The 18,300-nt window shown below is 60.7% G+C and carries 20 protein-coding genes and 3 pseudogenes; 1 reads left to right on the top strand and 22 read right to left on the bottom strand.

Annotated features, from left to right (window positions below; genetic code table 11):
• Positions 1-66: 66 nt before the first annotated feature.
• The 11 genes and pseudogenes from HALXA_RS19815 to HALXA_RS19770 all read right to left on the bottom strand — a co-directional run bounded on the left by HALXA_RS19815 (position 67) and on the right by HALXA_RS19770 (position 8,100).
• On the bottom strand, positions 67-414 hold the full coding sequence (locus HALXA_RS19815) for a hypothetical protein (protein ID WP_013881868.1): 348 nt from the start codon (positions 412-414) through the stop codon (positions 67-69).
• A gap of 71 nt (positions 415-485) precedes the next feature.
• A pseudogene (locus HALXA_RS19810) lies at positions 486-1,449 on the bottom strand (DUF6610 family protein).
• 124 nt (positions 1,450-1,573) lie between these two features.
• The gene (locus HALXA_RS19805) at positions 1,574-1,795 is read right to left on the bottom strand and encodes a hypothetical protein (RefSeq protein WP_013881866.1); all 222 of its coding nucleotides are present in this window, start codon (positions 1,793-1,795) and stop codon (positions 1,574-1,576) included.
• Positions 1,796-1,861: 66 nt separating this feature from the next.
• Positions 1,862-3,022 (bottom strand): hypothetical protein, encoded by a 1,161-nt coding sequence (locus HALXA_RS19800; protein ID WP_049895704.1) that lies wholly within the window; start codon positions 3,020-3,022, stop codon positions 1,862-1,864.
• 129 nt (positions 3,023-3,151) lie between these two features.
• Positions 3,152-3,280, bottom strand: coding sequence for a hypothetical protein (locus HALXA_RS22725; RefSeq protein WP_013881864.1), 129 nt, complete (start codon positions 3,278-3,280; stop codon positions 3,152-3,154).
• On the bottom strand, positions 3,280-3,591 hold the full coding sequence (locus HALXA_RS19795; protein ID WP_245550160.1) for a hypothetical protein: 312 nt from the start codon (positions 3,589-3,591) through the stop codon (positions 3,280-3,282). The genes HALXA_RS22725 and HALXA_RS19795 overlap by 1 nt, the downstream gene beginning before the upstream one ends.
• A 108-nt stretch (positions 3,592-3,699) precedes the next feature.
• Entirely contained in the window at positions 3,700-4,380 is a 681-nt protein-coding gene (locus HALXA_RS19790; protein WP_013881863.1) for a metal-dependent transcriptional regulator, read from the bottom strand.
• Positions 4,381-4,463: 83 nt separating this feature from the next.
• Positions 4,464-5,540: a metal ABC transporter permease gene (locus tag HALXA_RS19785; RefSeq protein WP_013881862.1), complete on the bottom strand. Its 1,077-nt coding sequence runs from the start codon at positions 5,538-5,540 to the stop codon at positions 4,464-4,466.
• Positions 5,537-6,361: a metal ABC transporter ATP-binding protein gene (locus HALXA_RS19780; protein WP_013881861.1), complete on the bottom strand. Its 825-nt coding sequence runs from the start codon at positions 6,359-6,361 to the stop codon at positions 5,537-5,539. Before HALXA_RS19780 ends, HALXA_RS19785 begins: the two co-directional genes overlap by 4 nt.
• The gene (locus HALXA_RS19775) at positions 6,358-7,410 is read right to left on the bottom strand and encodes a metal ABC transporter substrate-binding protein (protein ID WP_083822889.1); all 1,053 of its coding nucleotides are present in this window, start codon (positions 7,408-7,410) and stop codon (positions 6,358-6,360) included. Before HALXA_RS19775 ends, HALXA_RS19780 begins: the two co-directional genes overlap by 4 nt.
• 204 nt (positions 7,411-7,614) lie before the next feature.
• Positions 7,615-8,100 (bottom strand): HNH endonuclease signature motif containing protein, encoded by a 486-nt coding sequence (locus tag HALXA_RS19770; RefSeq protein WP_013881859.1) that lies wholly within the window; start codon positions 8,098-8,100, stop codon positions 7,615-7,617.
• Between the two features lie 116 nt (positions 8,101-8,216).
• Here HALXA_RS19770 and HALXA_RS19765 point away from each other — a divergent pair, with 116 nt between their 5' ends.
• Positions 8,217-9,581, top strand: a complete 1,365-nt coding sequence (locus tag HALXA_RS19765) for a restriction endonuclease (protein WP_013881858.1) — start codon at positions 8,217-8,219, stop codon at positions 9,579-9,581.
• On the opposite strand, the gene HALXA_RS19760 is transcribed toward HALXA_RS19765, so the two are convergent.
• From HALXA_RS19760 to HALXA_RS19720, 11 genes and pseudogenes are all read right to left on the bottom strand, one after another.
• Positions 9,555-10,169: a hypothetical protein gene (locus HALXA_RS19760; RefSeq protein ID WP_013881857.1), complete on the bottom strand. Its 615-nt coding sequence runs from the start codon at positions 10,167-10,169 to the stop codon at positions 9,555-9,557. The genes HALXA_RS19765 and HALXA_RS19760 overlap by 27 nt on opposite strands.
• 67 nt (positions 10,170-10,236) lie before the next feature.
• The gene (locus HALXA_RS19755; protein ID WP_013881856.1) at positions 10,237-10,524 is read right to left on the bottom strand and encodes an amphi-Trp domain-containing protein; all 288 of its coding nucleotides are present in this window, start codon (positions 10,522-10,524) and stop codon (positions 10,237-10,239) included.
• A 66-nt stretch (positions 10,525-10,590) separates the two neighbouring features.
• Entirely contained in the window at positions 10,591-10,986 is a 396-nt protein-coding gene (locus tag HALXA_RS19750) for a DUF7567 family protein (protein WP_013881855.1), read from the bottom strand.
• 72 nt (positions 10,987-11,058) lie between these two features.
• Positions 11,059-11,424 (bottom strand): DUF7568 family protein, encoded by a 366-nt coding sequence (locus HALXA_RS19745; protein ID WP_013881854.1) that lies wholly within the window; start codon positions 11,422-11,424, stop codon positions 11,059-11,061.
• A gap of 3 nt (positions 11,425-11,427) precedes the next feature.
• Positions 11,428-11,919 (bottom strand): hypothetical protein, encoded by a 492-nt coding sequence (locus tag HALXA_RS19740; protein ID WP_013881853.1) that lies wholly within the window; start codon positions 11,917-11,919, stop codon positions 11,428-11,430.
• A 105-nt stretch (positions 11,920-12,024) separates the two neighbouring features.
• The gene (locus HALXA_RS19735) at positions 12,025-12,441 is read right to left on the bottom strand and encodes a hypothetical protein (protein ID WP_013881852.1); all 417 of its coding nucleotides are present in this window, start codon (positions 12,439-12,441) and stop codon (positions 12,025-12,027) included.
• A 74-nt stretch (positions 12,442-12,515) separates the two neighbouring features.
• Positions 12,516-13,146 (bottom strand): annotated as a pseudogene (locus HALXA_RS19730) (DUF6735 family protein).
• A 128-nt stretch (positions 13,147-13,274) separates the two neighbouring features.
• On the bottom strand, positions 13,275-13,574 hold the full coding sequence (locus tag HALXA_RS21405; protein WP_083822885.1) for a hypothetical protein: 300 nt from the start codon (positions 13,572-13,574) through the stop codon (positions 13,275-13,277).
• Between the two features lie 1,242 nt (positions 13,575-14,816).
• Positions 14,817-15,356, bottom strand: a complete 540-nt coding sequence (locus HALXA_RS19725) for a hypothetical protein (RefSeq protein ID WP_049895664.1) — start codon at positions 15,354-15,356, stop codon at positions 14,817-14,819.
• 929 nt (positions 15,357-16,285) lie between these two features.
• A pseudogene (locus HALXA_RS21395) lies at positions 16,286-16,709 on the bottom strand (response regulator).
• A gap of 24 nt (positions 16,710-16,733) precedes the next feature.
• Positions 16,734-18,254 carry a sensor histidine kinase gene (locus HALXA_RS19720; protein WP_013881849.1) on the bottom strand — a complete coding sequence of 507 codons (1,521 nt, stop codon included), beginning with the start codon at positions 18,252-18,254 and terminating at the stop codon, positions 16,734-16,736.
• Positions 18,255-18,300: the final 46 nt, after the last annotated feature.

Raw genomic sequence — 18,300 nt, 5'->3', positions numbered from 1 at the left:
ACGGCGACTGCGTCTGTTCAGACCGCGCCGCACCCCTCAGGAGCGTTCAAAAAACCGAGCTGTCGGTCAGCGGAGCTCGTGGCGTTCGTCCGCAAAGCCAACCGTGACGAGGTACTCGAGGAACTCGTCGAACCGCTCGACGTCGCTAGGCGTGTCGGTCGCAAGATGACGCGCCCACTCGATGGCCCACTGGAAGGCGGGATCCGTGCCGCCCTTGCCGTGAATGTACCACCACCGGGCCGCTTTCAGCACGACCAGCGGATTCGTCGGCGGCTGCTCACCGGCGAGCCCACGAGTAATGGACTCGATTTCGTCGGGGACGTCGGCGGGATCGACCTCCGCTGATTGCGTGTTGTCGATATCGACTGGGATTGCGTCGATCGAGACGTTGTCGGGACTCTGTTGTTGACTCACTGGAAGTCACCTCTGAGAGCTTTCGAAGGAGCCCTCGCCCTCTCGGGGGGCACGAAAAACTGGTCGCGAAATCACGCCGGCGGGAGGTAGACGCTCTGCTCGCCGACGATCTCCTCCAGATTGTTCCGGTGACGGTGGCTGAAGTAGCACTTCGGCGACGTACGGGCCGCGGCGAGTTCGCCAGACGTTCGCCCCGCACTCGGTACAGGCGGCGTCCTCGAGATCGGCAGGACTCGGTCCCTCGTACTCGACGTTGAGCCCCTCGTTTTGCGGTGTCGTTTCGGGCCAGATTCCGTGAGTCTTCCAAAACTCACGGACGCGAGCGAGGCTGTGACGCACCGTCTTTCGCACGGTGACGTGGTCGGAGTGGCGACCGCTGTCGTCCCAGCCGTCGGCCGTCCAGAACTCACCGAACTGTGCGCCACGATGCAGCCCGTTCCAGTCGACGCCGATGATGTCGGCTGGTGGCTCATCGGTGAGTGTTGGCCTGGTCAACTGTTGAATGGCGTCGAGCTGCTTGGGCGGACTCCCGCCGAGGATGTGGACGCGCCGCCCTCTCCAGTCAGCTGGGTCGGAGAACTCGTGGGCCAGGCGGTCGGCGTATCCCCGTGAATACCCGAGGACGAGGGTCTCGGGTATCGCGTCGATTACCGCCCGCGACTTCGGAACGACGATGACCTCGGCCTCGGGGTAGCTCGCTTGTATCTCACGAGCAGCAGCGACGTGGGCGTCGACGTCGTCGATCTCGTCGACGTCCCCGATGACCCCGACCTCTGGTTCGTACTCGAAAAAGCGGTCGACGAACCGCCCCAGATCGGGATTCCGGAAATCGTTGTCGAGCATCCCGACGGGGAGGCTGAGGTTCTGATACTGCGTCTCTTGGTACCCGCAGTCCTCGCGAAAGCCGGGAAGGAAGCCGAGGTCGACAGCGTCGACGACAAACGGCGCTCGATGCAGAAACGCCACATAGTCTGCTTGTCTGGCGGCGGCGATTTCGCGGGCGGTGCTGGCGCTGGAGCTCAGCTCGAGGGACATGATTGGGCTCGCGAGGCCGCTGCTGGCTGCCCCGCACCCTTTCAGGGGCCCGAAAAACCGAGGCACAGCCTGTTAACCAACAATAGGGGGAACTCACGCGGAGTGTGTTGGTTAAGAACAGAGCTTACTCTTCGTCCTCACGTAGCTCTTCAGCCTTCCACTTGAGCCGGCGCAGGATCTGCGCCCAATTCTGGTGGGCGTTCTCGTAGGAAACACACTCTTGGAGGGTTTCCATATCCGGGATCGTCGCGATACCGGCCTTGATCAATCGGTAATTCGATGCTTCAAGACGCTTCTCAGGTGGGAATTCGTCGTCACTCCCGTCGCTAACCGTGGACTGTTCCATCTCGGTAGCCCTCCACCCCTCCAGGGCGAGAAAAACAAAACAGACGACTACATCACCGACGCGGCGTCAGGCCATCGCCTCCTGGAACCGCTCACGCAGCACGTCCTCTCGCTCTTCGAACTGCTCGACTTTCTCCTGCAGGTCATCGCTGACGCGCTCGATGCTCGCCAGCGCTCGTTCGCCGGCCAGCGAAGCCTGTGACCCGTCGTCGCCGTCCGCCTCTAGCTGCTGCTCGTACGCCTGCTCGACGCGCTCGATGGTGCCTTCCGGGTTGAACAGGATATCGTTGGCAATGCGGACGTACTGATCGAGGGACGCCCCCTCTTTCCCCTGGAAGAAGTGGGTGAGCGCGTACGTCGCACCGGAATGCAGCGTCCACATGTCGATCTCGAAGGGGGACGCCGCATTGGCTTCTGCATCGCCGGCAGCACGCTCGGCCAGGTAGTCCGGGAACCCCAGCATGGTGTAGAACTCCGTGACGGTGAACGGGAGCTCCGAAAAGTTGAGGTCGATGTCCTGAGCGTCCCGGATGAACTCGAAGAGGTCGTCGGCGACGAGTTCGACCTGTGCGAGGAGTTCCTCCCACCAGGTCCGGAAGTTACGGACGTCGCCGACGTGTTTGATGACCTCCTTGTCGGTGAGCGAGCGCATCGTATTCGAGCAGTAGCCGTCTTGGGCGAACCCCTCTACGTAGACGGCGTGCTCGCCGAAGAAGTCGTAGCCCGACGTGACGCCCATCGTGATCGGGTCCGACCGGCCGGGCAGGCGCACCTCGAGGCCGTCGAACATGATGTCCATGTGGACCTCGCCGCCGCCCCGGTAGCGCCGAATCTCGCCGAACATCACCTCGCCCAACGGCGTCCCGTCGATGGTCTCCTCGCGGAGGACCTCCTCCAGCGGCCCGTAGACGTCGACCGGGTTGATGATCGAGTAGCTGTCAGTGGGAACGTGGAACAACGGGTCCGTCTCCGCATCCTCATTTCGGGCCTGCTCCCGAGCTCGACTCGGCTCGACGAGCGCGTTGAACCGCTCCGTCTCGACCCACTCGTCGGTGTAGGGATTCTGGTACGCCACGGTCGTCTCGACGGCCTGCGGAAGATCGCGAACCGCCTCGGCGAAGGTCACGGGGTCTGCATCCCCGTGTCGCTCTCGGTACCACTCGGGTAGTTCGGTGTCGGTACGTCCATCGACGCCAGCGAAGATGGTTCTGGACTCTGGATCTTTCATCTCAGTCACCTCACTTGAGGAATCCTCGTCGACGTGCGACTGCATCGTCTCGCGCCCTGCGCCCCTCTCCCGGGCGCAAAAACAACGTCTCACAAACTACCATTCGACCTGGAGCGTGTCCTCACATCCTCAGCTGTCTCCGTCGGTGCGCTCCTGTCGGGCATTGTATCGCTCCAGTTCGCGCCCGATTTTCTCGAGTGCCTCGACACCACGTTTGAGGAGCTGGTGGGTGGCTCGCGCCAGCCGAAGTGTCTCCATCAGTGCTCCCCCTTCGGGGGTTCGATGAGGGCGTTGCTCTCTTCGGCGAGTTCCTGGATTACCCGTTCCAAGTCAGCCTCTTCGGCAACCGTCCGATGTGCCAGCGGGGCAGGATATGCACGGTCGCCCTGGCTGCAGAGCACGACCAGCCACTCGTCGGTTCCATCCCCAAACACGATGTAGTGGTCGCGATCAGCGCGCTGGAAGACCCGTCGGTCCGGGCGGGAGACGGTTCGCCAGTTCTCGGGGAGTGTCGGCGACGGCCGTCCGCCGTCGGGGAGCGCGACGACGTCGTCGGTAAGGGTCGCCATCGCGGCGTCGATCTCCTCGCCGGTGAGGTGCCAGCACGCCGCGGGACCGTCACGCTCCAGCTACAGAAGGAGAATTCTTTAGAGCTCTTCTCGGAGGGGTGACCCTCCCTATGACTCGACACCGTCCGCGACGGCCAGCGGGACGACCTCGATAAGCTGTACGATATCCTCTGGAAGGCTCTGCGTGCCCGTTGCCGTCTCGACGGTTACCATCCCGAACGGCGCTACATCGACTACCGTGAGTTCCATCCCCGGGCGCACGCCGGCATCGGCGAGATAACGCAGTTCCGCGTTACCCTGGTGGCGAATCCGCCGGACGGTCACGCACTCGCCCTTGTCGGCGTCGGCGAGCCGGATGGTTTCGCTCTCCTCGGGAAAGGACAGGTCGGCGTCGGGGATTGGGTCACCGTGCGGATCGACTGGGGGGTTGCCCAGCGATTCGGCGATGCGGTCGGTCAGCTCCTCCGAGACGTGGTGCTCAAGTCTATCGGCCTCGTCGTGGACATCGGCCCAATCGTAGTCGAGTTGGTCGGTCAAAAACGCCTCGAGAAGGCGGTGGTGCCGTAGGATCTCGAGAGCGACGAGTTCTCCCTCCTCTGTGAGCGTCACACCCTTGTACTCCTCGCGGTCGACTAGGCCACGTTCTTCGAGCTTTTTCAATGTGGAGGAGACGGTCGGTGCGGTTACATCAAGCTCGTCAGCGAGAGTTGAGGTTGACACTCGCTCGCCGCTGTCGCTTTCGATGGTGTATATCGCCTTGATGTAGTCTTCCATGACCGCGCTCAGCATTCCTGTCGATACGTCCGACTGACCTCCATTGCCACTTCGGGTACGACCGCCGCTCGGCGAGTCGTCATTATTGGCTGCAACCATCAGTCACCCTCCGTTCCCGCACCGACATCGGCGCTGTCGGCCTCGATGCTACCCATGTCGGGTGTGGCCTGTTCTCCACGGGCAGATTGAACCTTACCGAGCGCGACGGCGCAGATGTAGATGCCCACGGCGACCAAGACGATGATGCCGCCGGCTGTGACGCCGGCGTAGTAGGCGATGGCGATGCCGAGCAACACCGCGAGTTCCGCGAGGACGACTGAGACCACGAGCGATTCGGAGAAACTCCGGGACACCTGGGTCGCGCCCGCGACCGGCACCACGAGCATCGCGGCGACGAGGATGACGCCCATAATCTGCATGGCGCCGACGACGACCATCGCCGTCAGCATCACCATCACCCGGTTGTACCAGTTGACGGGGATTCCCGATACCTCGGCCGCGGTCTCGTCGAAGGTCACGTACAGGAGCTGGTTGCGCGTCACCGCCACCGTGCCGACGATGACGACGAACAGCACTAGAAGGATGGCCGCGCTCTGGGGGGACACGGTCGAAAGGTTCCCGAAGAGGAACTGGTTGACGCCGACGGCGAGCCCGCCCGCGTTGAGACTGATGAGCGTCGTCCCCAGCGCGAACCCCGTCGACAGGACGATGGCCATCGAGACGTCGTTGTAGGCGTCCGTGACCTCGGAGATGAGTTCGATGAACAGCGCGGCGATCATCGCCACGACGACGGCGGTGAGGTACGGAGACACCCCGAGGTCGATGACGGCGTTCAGGAACAGGCCGATCGCCACTCCGGCGAAGGCGGTGTGGGCCAGAGCGTCGCCGATAAGCGCGAGCTGTCGATGGACGAGGAACGTCCCAATGAGCGGTGCCATTACGCCGACGCAGAGCCCGACGAGTATCGCCCGATGCATGAACCGGTAGCGCGGGTTTAGCATCTCCAGACCCGTGACGTAGTACGCCCAGTCCATCAGCCAGTACCACTGCTCCAGAAACCACAGGAGGACGCCGAAGACCACGTTGCCGACCGTGCCAAGTACGCCCTGCATCGGGAGCAGCAGGGACGGATCTCCAACATTCGTCACGAGTGTAGTCGCAACCTCGGTGCTCATTCGTCCACCCCCGCGAGGAACCGCGCCTCCGTCCCGAACGCCCGGGCCAGCGCGTCGCTTTCCACGAACTCGTCGGTCGGCCCGTCGAAATAGACCTCGCGGTTCAGACAGACGACTCGTTCGGCGTGTTCGGCGACAGCCCCGAGGTCGTGCTCGATGAGCATGACAGTGATGTCCCTATCGTTGAGCGCCGCCAACAGGTCGTAGAAGGCGTCGACTGACTCGGCGTCGACGCCGACCGTCGGCTCGTCCAGCACGAGCAGATCGGCCTCGCTCGCCAGCGCCCGCGCGATGAACGCGCGTTGGCGTTGGCCGCCGGAGAGCTGCGTGACGCGCCGGTCGGCGAACGAACTCATGCCGACGGTTTCGAGCGCGTCATCGACGATGGCCCAGTCTTCGCTCGACAGCCGACCGAACCCGACGTGCGGAAACCGCCCCATCTTCACCACCTCGCGAACGGTGATGGGCATCTCTTTGGCGGCGCTCGCCTGCTGGGCGACATAGCCGATTCGTTCCCCGTCGTCGAAGCGATCGGCGCGCTCGCCGAACAGGCGGGCCGTCCCCGTGTCGGGCTCAAGCAGGCCCAGTATCAGCTGCATCAGCGTCGACTTTCCTGAGCCGTTAGGTCCAACGAGGGCAACGTACTCACCCGGGTCGATTGCCAGCGAGACGTCCTCGACCACGGGCGTCGCCGTGTAGCCGAAGGTCACGCCCGCGAGGTCAATGACAGGATCGCTAGCTGTAGCATCGGGGTTGGTCTCGGTGGCCGCTTGCTCGTTCGTGCCGGCCGCAGTCGTGGGATCGGTGTCTTGCGTGCTCATATCGGCTCAAAGTTCTGCCACTGTTCAACCCAGCCGTCCCCCGGCGCCGCGTCATCGGGCGTTTTGTTGCCGAGGACGATGTCGAACGTAGGCATGTTGATGTTGTAGGCGATCTCCTCGTAGCCCCAGTTCTCCTCGACCCAATCCTCGCGGACGCCAGCGTACGGCGTCACGGGGAAGTACGCCTCCACATCGGTCTCGCGGACGAGCTGCTGGGCGGGGCGCTGGGACTCGAAAACGCCGTTGGCGATGTACTCGATGTTGTTCTCGCGGATGACCGCTTCCGCTTCGCGGATGTCCGCGGGTTTGACGTCGCCGCTCGCCGCGAGACTCGTCACCAGCGGTCGCATTTGAACGCCGTACCGGACGCCAATGTACTGGAAGGCGTTGTGTGCGGCGAGCTGGACGATGTCGCGCTCGGCCCGGTCGAAGATAGCCTCGTAATCTGCGTCGATGCGGTCGAGTACCTCGGACTTGTACGTCTGGGCGTTCTCGCGGAACACGTCGGCATGCTCAGGGAGGACCTCGGCGAACCCGTCGGTAATGTTATCGACGGACTCCTTTGCGCGCCGGGGATCCAGCCAGAAATGTGGGTCCTTCCCGCGCTGAGCGCCGACGCCCTCCTCGTCGCGATCGAGCGAGGCGGCGAGGTCCACCAGGTCGATGCCCTTCCGGGCGTTGATGAGCGCTGTGTCGATGTCGTCCGATTTGATCGTCTTGATTGCCCGGTCGGCCCAGGGCTGGAAGTCCTCACCGACGTGGATGAACGCGTCTGCCTCGATGATGCGCTGAGTAATGCTGGCGTTGGGCTCCCAGCCGTGGCCGTGCAGGCCCGTCGGGACGAGGTTCTCGACCGTTAGCGGCGTGCCATCAGCGATCTGTCGGCCAAAGTCGAAGAAGCTGAAGAACGATGCCACTGCAACTGGCTCGTCGCTTTCGCCGCTACTGTTACTCCCGGCCCTTCCCGGTGCGTTAGGTAGCGCTGTGCATCCAGCCAATCCTGTTAGCGCTGCAGCACCGCCAACACGTAGTGCGTCGCGTCGCGTCAATCTTCGTTCGCTGAACATATTCTGTGGCATGATTAGTGTCGAAACTGTAGATTAGACCTGTCTAATTCACAAATTAGCTTTACCCATGCTTGTGGATTGTGGTTTCGAAATCAGTGGGTGGCGCGTATGACCATCAGGGGGATGATACCGTATTGTTCGGTGCCGGCAGATACCGCCTTCTAAGCATCAACGACTATGCAGTCGTCATTTGAATCGCCCCCGTTCGTCTCGCTCGCGATCGGACACGTCCCACTTGTGGTCGATTGGTTTAATCTTGGAACCGAAGCCGTGTCGTTCGGCGTGTTCGGAGCGACTGAGGAGTTCGAGATTCTCCGGTCTGTTGTCAAAGCGGACGCCATTTTTATGATGAACGTGCTTGTCCGCGACGGCGTCGAACCCGCGCTCTGCGACCATTACAAGCCGATGGATACCGACGGAGTCTGTTGTCCCGCGATAGTTCGAAGCACAGATGATGTAGCCACGGTCGGTGAACACGGCGGGATGCCGTCGCTGGTTCGAGGCCGCTGCTCGTGCGTCTCGACGTGGGATGTCGAATCGCTGCATCCACTTCGAGACCGTCTGTTGTGTACATCCCAGTTTGTCTGCGATCTCGACCGTGCTCAACTCCTGTTCCCAGTAGAGTTCGTAGAGGAGCGATTCGTCTCGCCAGGGGTACTCTGAATTTGTCATAATTCGGTGACGGGGAGTGAATTCCCCCGCACCCCACTCGGGGGTTCAACAAACAGGACAGCGTAGCGTTCGGCAACGTATTTGGCAGTTGCAACGTACTGTCCACATAATTGAGGATGGCTGTACTGGACGATCTCTCGGGGTTCGAGTTCGAGGACGTGATGGAGGACGTGTTCCGGAACCTCGGCTACGAGAACGTCCGCCAGGCCGACCGAACGGCTGACGAGGGTCGCGACGTCATCATGGAGGAGGTCGTCGACGGCAGGCGGCGCGCGATCATCGTCGAGTGCAAGCACACGGGGACGGTCGGGCGGCCGGTCGTCCAGAAGCTCCACTCGGCGATCGCGACGTTCGACTTCGACGGCCCCAAACGCGGAATGGTCGTCACGACCGGCCGGTTCACGAACCCTGCCCAGGAGTACGCCGACCGCCTCCAGCAGAACGACGACCCCCATCCAATTGAACTGCTCGACGGCGATGACATCCGAGAGATTGCCGACGAGATCGGCCTCGACCTCTACAACGGTCGCATCGAGATTCTCTGTGACGAGACCCTACGCCCGTACGACCCGGCCGCCGACGTTGACGCGCCAGTCACGGAGGCGTTCCGCGATATCGAGAACATCGAGGGCGCCGACCTCCCAGAACCGCATTCGGCGGTGACGTTCCGCCCAGTGGTCGCGGTCACCGCGGACACGAACGCCGTCTTCGAAACGTCGGTGGGCGTCATCCACCGGATCAACGACCGATCGCGATTCGTCGCCCACGCCGAACGCGGGCAGCCACAAGTCGCGGACGAGGACGTCGCAACGCTGGTCACCGAGAACCTTCACGCGACGGTTGACCTCGATACCGAGCAGTTCGGAGAGGTGTTCGACGACGTCGAGGAGCGCAGGTTCGGGCAGACTCAGACGGAGTACAAGGAGTGGGCAGTCGAGCGACTCCAGCAGCACCACATGACGACGGTGACCTACACCGGCGACAACAACGTCACCTACAACAAAACCTGCGAACCGACCCGCTCGGACATCTCCGTGCAGTCGATCGAACCAGTATACCTCCCCGAGGTTCGCCAGACGACCGAACTCCAGGAGTACACCTACCCCTACGAGTACTACGCGGCAGGCCCGTCACGAGTGACCGGCGAGGACGGCATCCATCGGTGTGTCCACTGTGACACGAGCGGCGTCGATGAGACGTACACCTACTGTCCGAACTGCGGGGCCATCGCTTGCACCAGCCACACGAAAACGGAGCGGCTGGAAGGCGAGCCGGTCTGTACGGGCTGTGCGGTGACGGAACGGTTCGCACTGAAGACGAAGTACTTCTACGACGAGGAGAATCTCGAAGCGTTCCGCGAGGAGTACACCGAGATGCCGCTTCACGAAAAGGCGATGGAGAACAAGTGGCTGGCCGGGGGGAGCGTGGCCGCGACGCTGCTGCTCATCGTCGGACTACTCGTCATCGGCGGCATCATCTGAACGGCCTCGGTGTTCCGCCGGCTCAGCGACTAGCTCTTCGAGCGCGTGCTCAAGCAGGCCGTGGAACTGCCAGCTGGCCCGCTTGAAGGCTTCCTCGGTCGGGCCATCCCACCGGGGGAACGCGGAATGACCACTCACCTTGACGGTCCACTCGGAGGGGTCCTTGAACGGGTTCCGGGTCGGGAGTTCGACGACGTAGAGGTACTCTTCGTCGCCGTGGATGCCGTCGGCCGGATTTTCGACGCCGTGGCCCAGCAGGAACAGCGGCTGGTCCAGATGCTCCATATTGGACGGGTCAAGGAGATCCGCTGGCTGTGCTGCGTCGATCGGTCGGTCTGGGTCACCATCCAGATACAAGTCGATCGTCGAGAGCTTGTCGAGGAACACAAACGACGCTGCCGTGTACCCCGGTCCTCGCTCGGCACAGGTCGCGTCGAGAAGATCCTTCAACTGCGCAAGATCGCGAAGCACGCTTGCCGGGTAGCCGTCCGAATGTCGATACACCTGGGCGACGCGGTCGGCGTCGCCATCGGTTTCACTGGTCTGTTCGACTCGTTGCACAAACCGTAGCTGACTCCGTGTCGACATCGATACTCGCCGGCACGAGTGCGCCGGCGCCCATCACCGGCGCACCACAAACACTGATGCCAGCTACTTACTCGATTTCCAGATTCCCCGTTCCTCCTTCAGCACTCTCACTATTCTCATCCCACTCGAGTTCGAACTCGATGCTCAGCTCTCCAGGGCCATCGGCCGGACCTTCCCGTTCGGCTTTGACTTCGAATGTCGGACGTTCCGGAGGGTCCATCGTGGCGGACTCTTCCCCCGCCCTCAGGGTGATCGAATCTCCCTTTTCGAGTTTTTCAGCGACGTTCCGGAGGTACGACGCGATTTCGTCTCGGCTCTGGGCACTCTCGGATTTGAACAGGACTTCTTCAGGCATACACTTTCACTTACACCCTCTACTCCGATAAGTGGTCCTCTCAATCTCACAACGAAAATTTTCTCGCTACGCTAGGTGGGAGACTTCCTCAGGCTCCTCGACGTCGTCGAACTCGCCGCGCTCGACAGGTTCCCAGTCCTCACCCGGCTCTGGACTCCACCAATCGACCTCGTAAGCGCCTGGTGCGCCGAAGATCTTCACCCGCGCCGACCCATCAGGCAGGTCGCGACGCAGTTTCTCGTCGACGTGGAGATTCCAGGTCGTTGTAGAATCGAAGCAGGCGAGGACGGCCTCCTCGTAGCCGCGTGTCTCTCGGGATTCTTGGAATTCGACCTGGGTGTTGCAGTTCTTGCAGAACACCCCCTCGAAGGGGATGTGAGTGAAGACCTCCTGCCCGCAGACGGGGCACCAGAGGAACTCGAACAGTGCCTCACTGTATCGGTCAAGTACTTCGAGACTCATTGGTTGACTAACCCGGCCGTCCGGGCCACCACCTCGTGCCCGGCCGAAAAACAGCGCCCAGCGCTCACCCACTCACCGCTCGGCGCCGTAGACGATGCGTGAGGGGGCTTCGTATCCACAGTCGGGGCAGTCGTACCACCGCTGGACATTTGCCCCGTCTGCCGCCTTCTCGCCGACGCGAACGTCGTCGTTCGGACACTCCGGACAGCTGAGTTCCGGGGTGGGCCGCTCCCGGAGTTCGTCACGGAACGACGTCGCATCCTTCGTCTCGTATCCCCGCGACCAGACCGGGTAGCCGTCGACGAGAATCACCCCGCGCCACGTGTACCGGTAGGAATCCGGCGCTCGATGCAGGATGGCTCGCGCACCGGTCTCGGTGTTCCGATACGCGAGTGTCGGCGAGCGGCTCTCGCGTCGCCAGTTGGTGATGGGAGGCATTATTCAGAAGTGGACGTCAGCGGGCACGATCCAGAGCTCTTCACTCTCCTCGAGGAGTCGGTCCAACTGTCCACGGTGGCGAATGCTGGTTCCGTGTTCGGTGTACAGGAAGATCGTCGGGCCGTCGTACGCACCGACCTTGTGGAAGGCATGCCGGGCGAGGTCCTCGTCGCGCATGATCTCCTCGTCTGAGAGCTCGTTGATGGCCTCTTTCACCCGGTCGAGATTCCGCTCGAATTCCTCCTTCGTCGCCTCCCAGCCACGCTCGAGGAGATCCTGGCCGTCGTCGGAGTCGACGGGAGCTGCAGTCGGGAGCTCGCCCCACCGCGCCTTCCCCGCAACGGACGTGTCCTCCTCGTCGAAGGTCACGTAGTAATCGAAGACGGCGCCGGCGTGTGGGTCCGCGCCGACCAGGCGGTCGAACACCGACTTTCCGGTGGCCAGCGCGTCGTCGTACGTCGATGCCTCTACCAGTGCGTAAATCACCATATGCATCTCGAACACCTCAAAGCGCCGACGCACCGGGGTCGTTGCTCGCTCTCCCCGACTGCGCCGGCACCCATCGCCGGCGCTCGAAAAACCTGCTCGTGACGGTGATACTCAGGATTCGTCCGCTCGTTCGACAGTGATGGTCAGGTCGCCCGATTCGTAGTCGGCCTCGAAGTCGACGGCGAACGCGTCCGACTCGTAGGCGGCGTGGTAAGCACGGTGGCGTGCGAGCGAGCCAGTTGCCTTGAAGTGGAAGAATGCGGCTGCCGTGTAGGGCTTGCTCTGGGTTTCGACCTGCGACTCGACGGATGCGGGGAGCGCGATTTGGGGCGTCTCCATGTCGATACTCGCAGCGAACTCCTTCGCTTCCTCGACGGTTGCTTGCGAATGTGCCGGTGTCTCGCCGGTGAGCACGTTCACCGGGGTTTCTGTCTCGTCGGTGAATAGGACGTCTTCGAAGGTGTGTGTCCCGAGGATCGCCTCGGGATCCAACTCGCAGTCGTGAAACGGGTCGTCGTCTGAGGTCATCGAATCACGAGCCTATGACGGGGCTCACCCATTCCGACCCCTGAAATACAGCAGCTGCCACGAAGCAGATCGAACTAGGAGTGGTTGAGGCTCGCCTTCTCGAAGGGTGATTCCCCGGTCGGAATGAGCAGCTCCTGTCGGTCTCCGACTCGCTCGGCCAGCTTCCGTTTCAGGTACTGTCTCGCCGTCGACGGCGTGAAGACGCCCTTGTCGAGCATGTCGCCGACGACGTCTTTGAGGGCCGCGAACTGTCCCTGCAGGTAGCCGTCGCCGACCGGCTCGCCGTCGTACCAGCGCACCGTCGCGAGCGCGCCGTTCCCGACTGTCTCTCCCTGTTCGACTGTCTCCGAATCGTACTGCAGGCCGAACCACAGCGTCCGGTAGGCGGTCACCTCGAACGTCGTCGACACCACGAAGAACGCCTCGTGGTGGAGGTAGTCGAGATGGCCAGCGACGATCTCGTCGAGGGTGAGCCCGGTGGCGCGGGGCTTCGGCTCGACGACCGTCGACGGCATCTGCCTCGAGGCCATCGGCCAACTCCGCGAAGAGCTGTTTCGCCCACTTGGAATCGGTGCCCTCGCCACCGAACGGGGTTTCAGCCGAAATTCGGTGTTTGAGCTTCAGGTTCGCCGCGCCCCAGTGACTGTAGTGGAGCGTGTACTGTCCATCGGTCCGTTCGTACGCAACGAGTGCGCGATGTCCCATCGAACGATCACCTCGCAGGGCGACCCGGACTGGATCGCCCCGCACTCCTTCTGGGGGAGAAAAACCCGCTCAGAAGCTCCTCTGTGACTGGGGACAAAAACGTAGTTAGAAGTCACATTCCAGTGGTTCTACTGATCATTAAATCTGAGGCGACTGTAGGCGTCTGCAGTTGCGTCTAATTCTCTGATCGCGTCGGTAAGCGACAATGGCTCCGGGAGTTGTGCTTCGAGTTGCTGCAGTTCATATTTTGTCTCAAGGAGTGCACCGTGGAGGTCGTCGACGGGCGGATTCCCGCCATCGGTAGCACGTCGTTCTGGGCAGACTCCCTGATCACCATATTCCGTATCTAGTACCGGCTCATCAACACCAACTGCTCTATTGAAGCCAGGGACGTCATGTGGATCGGGGCTGCGCTCATCATCAGTCATCGTTCGAGCACCTCGACGTCAGATGTTCTCCGGCAGGTCCAGCAACTGCTTTTGCACGCTCGAGTTCACGGAACTCTTGCTGGATCTGTTGTTCGAGTTCTTCACCAGGACATTGACGCTCACTTGACGACCCACTGTCACCGACGTCATCGATCACGAATCGCTTGCTGCGGTGATCACGCTGCTCGAGCATCAGTAGCCCTCCGTCTCTGCGTCTAGTTTGGCATCTCGAGCATCCGCTTTGAGGTGGTCGTATCGGACTTCACATCGATCTGAGCAGAAGCGTCCAGCGAACCCCGACCGATTGCGAGCAGATGCAGAACAGGTCGGTAGCCGACACTCGTTTTGCGTACTCATCTGGGACCACCACGCTCTGGGTATTGAGGTGCCTCAGCGTCTGCTATCACGGTTTGTTCGACAATCATGACTTCTCTCGGTGGGCTGAGGTACAGCCCCCACCCTTCAGGGGTCGACAAAAGACACGGATAGAGAGTCTAATCTGAATCACGACTCACGGTGAATAGTAGTGCCCGAGTTCGTGGGCCCAAGAAACGGATCGCGAACGGCTCGAGTCTGTCCGTGGTGTTGGTCTAGTTCTGGCTGAGAGAGTGCTTGATCGGGTCCAGTGAATTGTCTGGATGTTCCTCGTATCGACTATTCGCATGCGGGCATCGACTGCCTGAAGTCGTCGGCCGAACAGCTAACCGTGTAACTCTCTCACATGCAGATGATCCACCTCAGCACATGGGAGTAACCCCGGACCACGTCGACGGTGAGGTGGATCATTGAATCGATACAGGCTCACCCCGGCGAGACCTGCACTACACCCTTGACGACGTCCCAATCGCCTGTACCTGTAGAAGGTGCAAGCGTAGGGCGGCTCCCTACGCTTGTTACTCTCCATGATGCCTGCGTGTCCGTGCGACTATATATTGGTTGTTCTACCCACACAATTCAATACTCTAATGGAAACAGGGAATTAGTCGTCCCAGCGTTCGCGATGATTCTTAAGCATGTTCCACCACACTAGGCGATGTCTCAACGGAGACACCCACAGCTGCGAGAAAACGTTACACAACTTCCAAAAAAGCAAGTAGTAAAATACTGCAGGTCAGTTTGCCGTGAAACATCAGAAAGCGAAAGCCCGACCGCGCAACGGCCCGTGGCCGTGAGCAGTCCGGACCGTGGAGGTGGTGGGCGGTGGCGGTGACCGAGGCACACCAGCAAAAACGAGGGCGACACTCAATCGTCTTCCCGCCACGTACACCCGCAGGTACCGTGGTAAATCCGCGTTTCTGCCTCGTCCGCTGATCGCAACTGCTTCAACTCGGTTCGCGTCTCGACCCTCTCTCCACACTTGGGACAGTCAACCATCGAGTCGACATCTGGATCATCGTCCGCCGACTCGGCCATGATCGGCTCTCGCTCGCGCTGATGGTACGTGATTACGAGTGTCGGCTCCTCGAGTTTGGGACGTGGTGCGACTGTCCGTCCATCCGCCTCGGCTTCCTCGAGGATCTTTTGGACGTGATGATTGATCAACTCCGTTCGCGTCGCGGGTAGTTCGTCCACCCGCTCGTCGATCCGCGCCAATCGATCCGGTGCGACTGCCTCGAGCCACTCCTCGAGCGATGTCGGCTCCTGACTACCCGTTGTGACGATCTGCTCCGCTGGTCGCAACGCCCCATCCGGCTCGAACATCCCCTCGAGCGAGCCGTCAACGCTGATTGCCTGTTGATCGCGAGCGATGCCACTGATCGAACGTCGATTGTCGACAGACATGATTCACTCCGCACCCGCACCGGCCCGGACAGCCGCCACCCGGCCCGACGCGAGTTCATCCGGCAGTTTCGAGGCGCTCCCCTTGATGTCGGTCGTCTCGTCGATCCCTCGGAAGGCAGCGGAAGCTCGGTTTCAGACGAGGAGTCCGCTGGCTGGCGCAGGGTGAGACGAGATGCCTCGCAGTTCAGCGGCAAACCGCGCTTGCGCGGGCAAACGCTGCACCGACCACTTCAAGGGGAGCGACTCTCCATCCCGATCAAACGGACACGTTTGTGGGAAACCCTGTAGGCGGCACAGGTTTCGACGTCCGTCAGCGAGGAGTCCCAGCACGGCGACTCGGTGAGTCGGCGGGCTGGGGCCCGCAGCTACGGAGATCGAACGCCGAGCCGTCTCCGCAGAGCGGGACGGAGTGTGCACGCCTGCTGGCTGAGAGAAGGGGCTCGCGCGGGCAGGTCGCGCGGGAAGTCGCTCTCGCCAGCAGGTTGTGCCACGGAGTCACGCGCAAGAGAGACGACTGGAGGGAGGTGGGAAGATGTCGTCTCCCGTAGGTCCGTGCGCTCGCAGAGCGCGTCGGAACCTGGACTTCGATTTCGCGCCCGGAATCGCCAACGAAGCGGTCTGGACCGCGGACGGCCCGCCGCGAACGCAACGATGTCCGTGAGCAACCGGCCGTCCGTGGTCCAGGCGGGTGAGCAAGACTCCCGAGAGGCAGATCTGTTTGATCTGCCGACGCGCGATAATCGAAGGAAACGGGAGGACTGCGGTGCGGTTCGAGGTCGAGTCAGACCGGCATGGGATGAATCTAGCTGAGTGTAGTATCGTATCGAATCAACGGTAGTCTCTCTGCTCAGCTCAGATGCGAACTGATCGCTGAGGATTTTATCAAGTTGTAGTTATATTCGGCTGGGATGCTGACTACACACCGCTTCTCAATCGAGATCAGAATCAGCCGCTAACCGCATTATCGAGAGCCAGAACCGCTCTAACTCCTGTACCATTCGATAAACTTGTAGGATCAACCGGCTTTGTTAGATAGCCATTCACGCACAGTTTATAGGACTTGACGACGTCTGTTTTGGCTTCCGAGCCCGTGAGGACGATTACTGGAATACGCCTGCAGTTCGGATCCTCGTGAAATTCTTCAGGCACCTCTTCGCCATTTTTTCGGGGGATGTTAAGGTCTAATAGCACGAGATCGGGGCGCGGTACGTCGGCGTAGTCATTTCGTTGAAAGAGGAAATCAAGGGCACCGACACCGTTTCTGACAACGTGGAGTGTGTTCGCGAGCTGTCCGTCCTTGAACGCCTCTTTCGTGAGGCGTATGTCGCCAGGATTATTCTCAACAAAGAGAATGTCAACCGATAATCAATTCCATGCTCAGCGGTCATACTCATCTTCCGCTGGAAGTGTAAATGAGAACGTCGCTCCCTCGCCTGGCTCGGATTCGACCCAAATCTCGCCGCCGTGACGTTCGACGATTCGCTCGCACACTGCCAGACCAATACCCGAGCCCTCGTGATCGTTCCGGGAATGAAGCCGCTGGAATACCTCAAAGATACGACCTTGTTCATCCGGCTCAATCCCGATCCCCTCGTCCTGAACCGATATTTCCCACATCGAATCGGTCTGAGTGGCGGAAATCTGCACCTGTGGCGGCTCGTTCCCGCTATACTCAATCGCGTTGCTCAATAAATTCTGAAATAGCTGATGCAACTGATGTTTATCTCCTACCACACGAGGCAATTCCTCGATATTTACGTCGGCATCACTTTCAGTTATACGCATCTCGAGGTCGTCGCGCACGTCTCTAATTACTTCATTGAGGTCGACCGGTTCGAGTTCCTCTCCCTGGGTCTCTATGCGTGAGTACGCCAGTAATCCGTCGATCATGTCACGCATGCGGTCGGCCCCGTCCACGGCAAACTCGAGAAATTCCTCGGTCTCTTCGGTTAGTTCCTCGTCGGCTCGGTCCTCGATCAAGCGCAGATAACTCGACACCATCCGAAGTGGTTCCTGAAGGTCGTGGGAGGCAGCGTAGGCGAACTGTTCGAGCCGCTCGTTGGACTCTTCGAGCCGCTGTTCACGCTCGACCCGGTCCGAAACGTCACGTCCGATGCCAGCCAGAACAGGGTCTCCGGATGTGTTCTTGAGCGTGGATCCAACGAACTCGAAGGGGACGGTATCGCCGTCCTTTGTGCGTAGCTTGAGTTCTACATCTACCGAACCGCTCTCAAAGCCTTTGCGGACCGCATCCATGGCTGCATCACGGTCGTCGCTCCGGAAGAAGTCGGCTGCAGTCATTGATGATATTTCCTCTGCTGTGTAGCCAGATACCTCTAAGAGGCTTTGGTTCCACCGTTCAAGAGATCCGTTTTCGTCTACAACATAGAACACGTCATCGATTGCGTCAAGAATATCGTCAGTGTACTGCTGGTGTCGTTCAAGGCGTTCATTCGAGGTTTCCAGTTGATCGATTGTTTCTTGAAGTTCGAGTTGCCGCGTTTTGGCTTGCGCGTCGTACATACCTGCGCCGAAGCCCGCGAGACTGCCCAGTGCCGTGAGCAAGAGTGTATTTCCGACGATATTTGGATCGTCACTGGCAAGAACGATAGGCAGCATGATAGCGAAACCTACCACAATACCGCGGAGACACCACTTGCCGACGGTAGGATAGAGTTCAGAGCGGATGTCGGTTTGGGGCAACCGATAGCCACCGTACAATAGGACGAGACCTGGAATACCAACTAAAATACCAAGTACAACCCAGAGTTCGGACGATGAATCGTTGACAATGGGGAGGAACGGATAGCTGACTACGAGTGCGACAAAAATCCCACCGAGGGCTACAATAAATTTCCTCCCAGAAACATCGGAGTATCTCCGGTTCCTAAAGCCCATTACCCGTAATCAGTAAGGAGGCTCCTATAACGTTGCTATGCGGAAT

Origin of the sequence: Halopiger xanaduensis SH-6 (genome assembly GCF_000217715.1) — an archaeon.
Classification (GTDB): Archaea; Halobacteriota; Halobacteria; order Halobacteriales; family Natrialbaceae; genus Halopiger; species Halopiger xanaduensis.
This window is presented reverse-complemented; position numbering and strand designations above follow the sequence as displayed.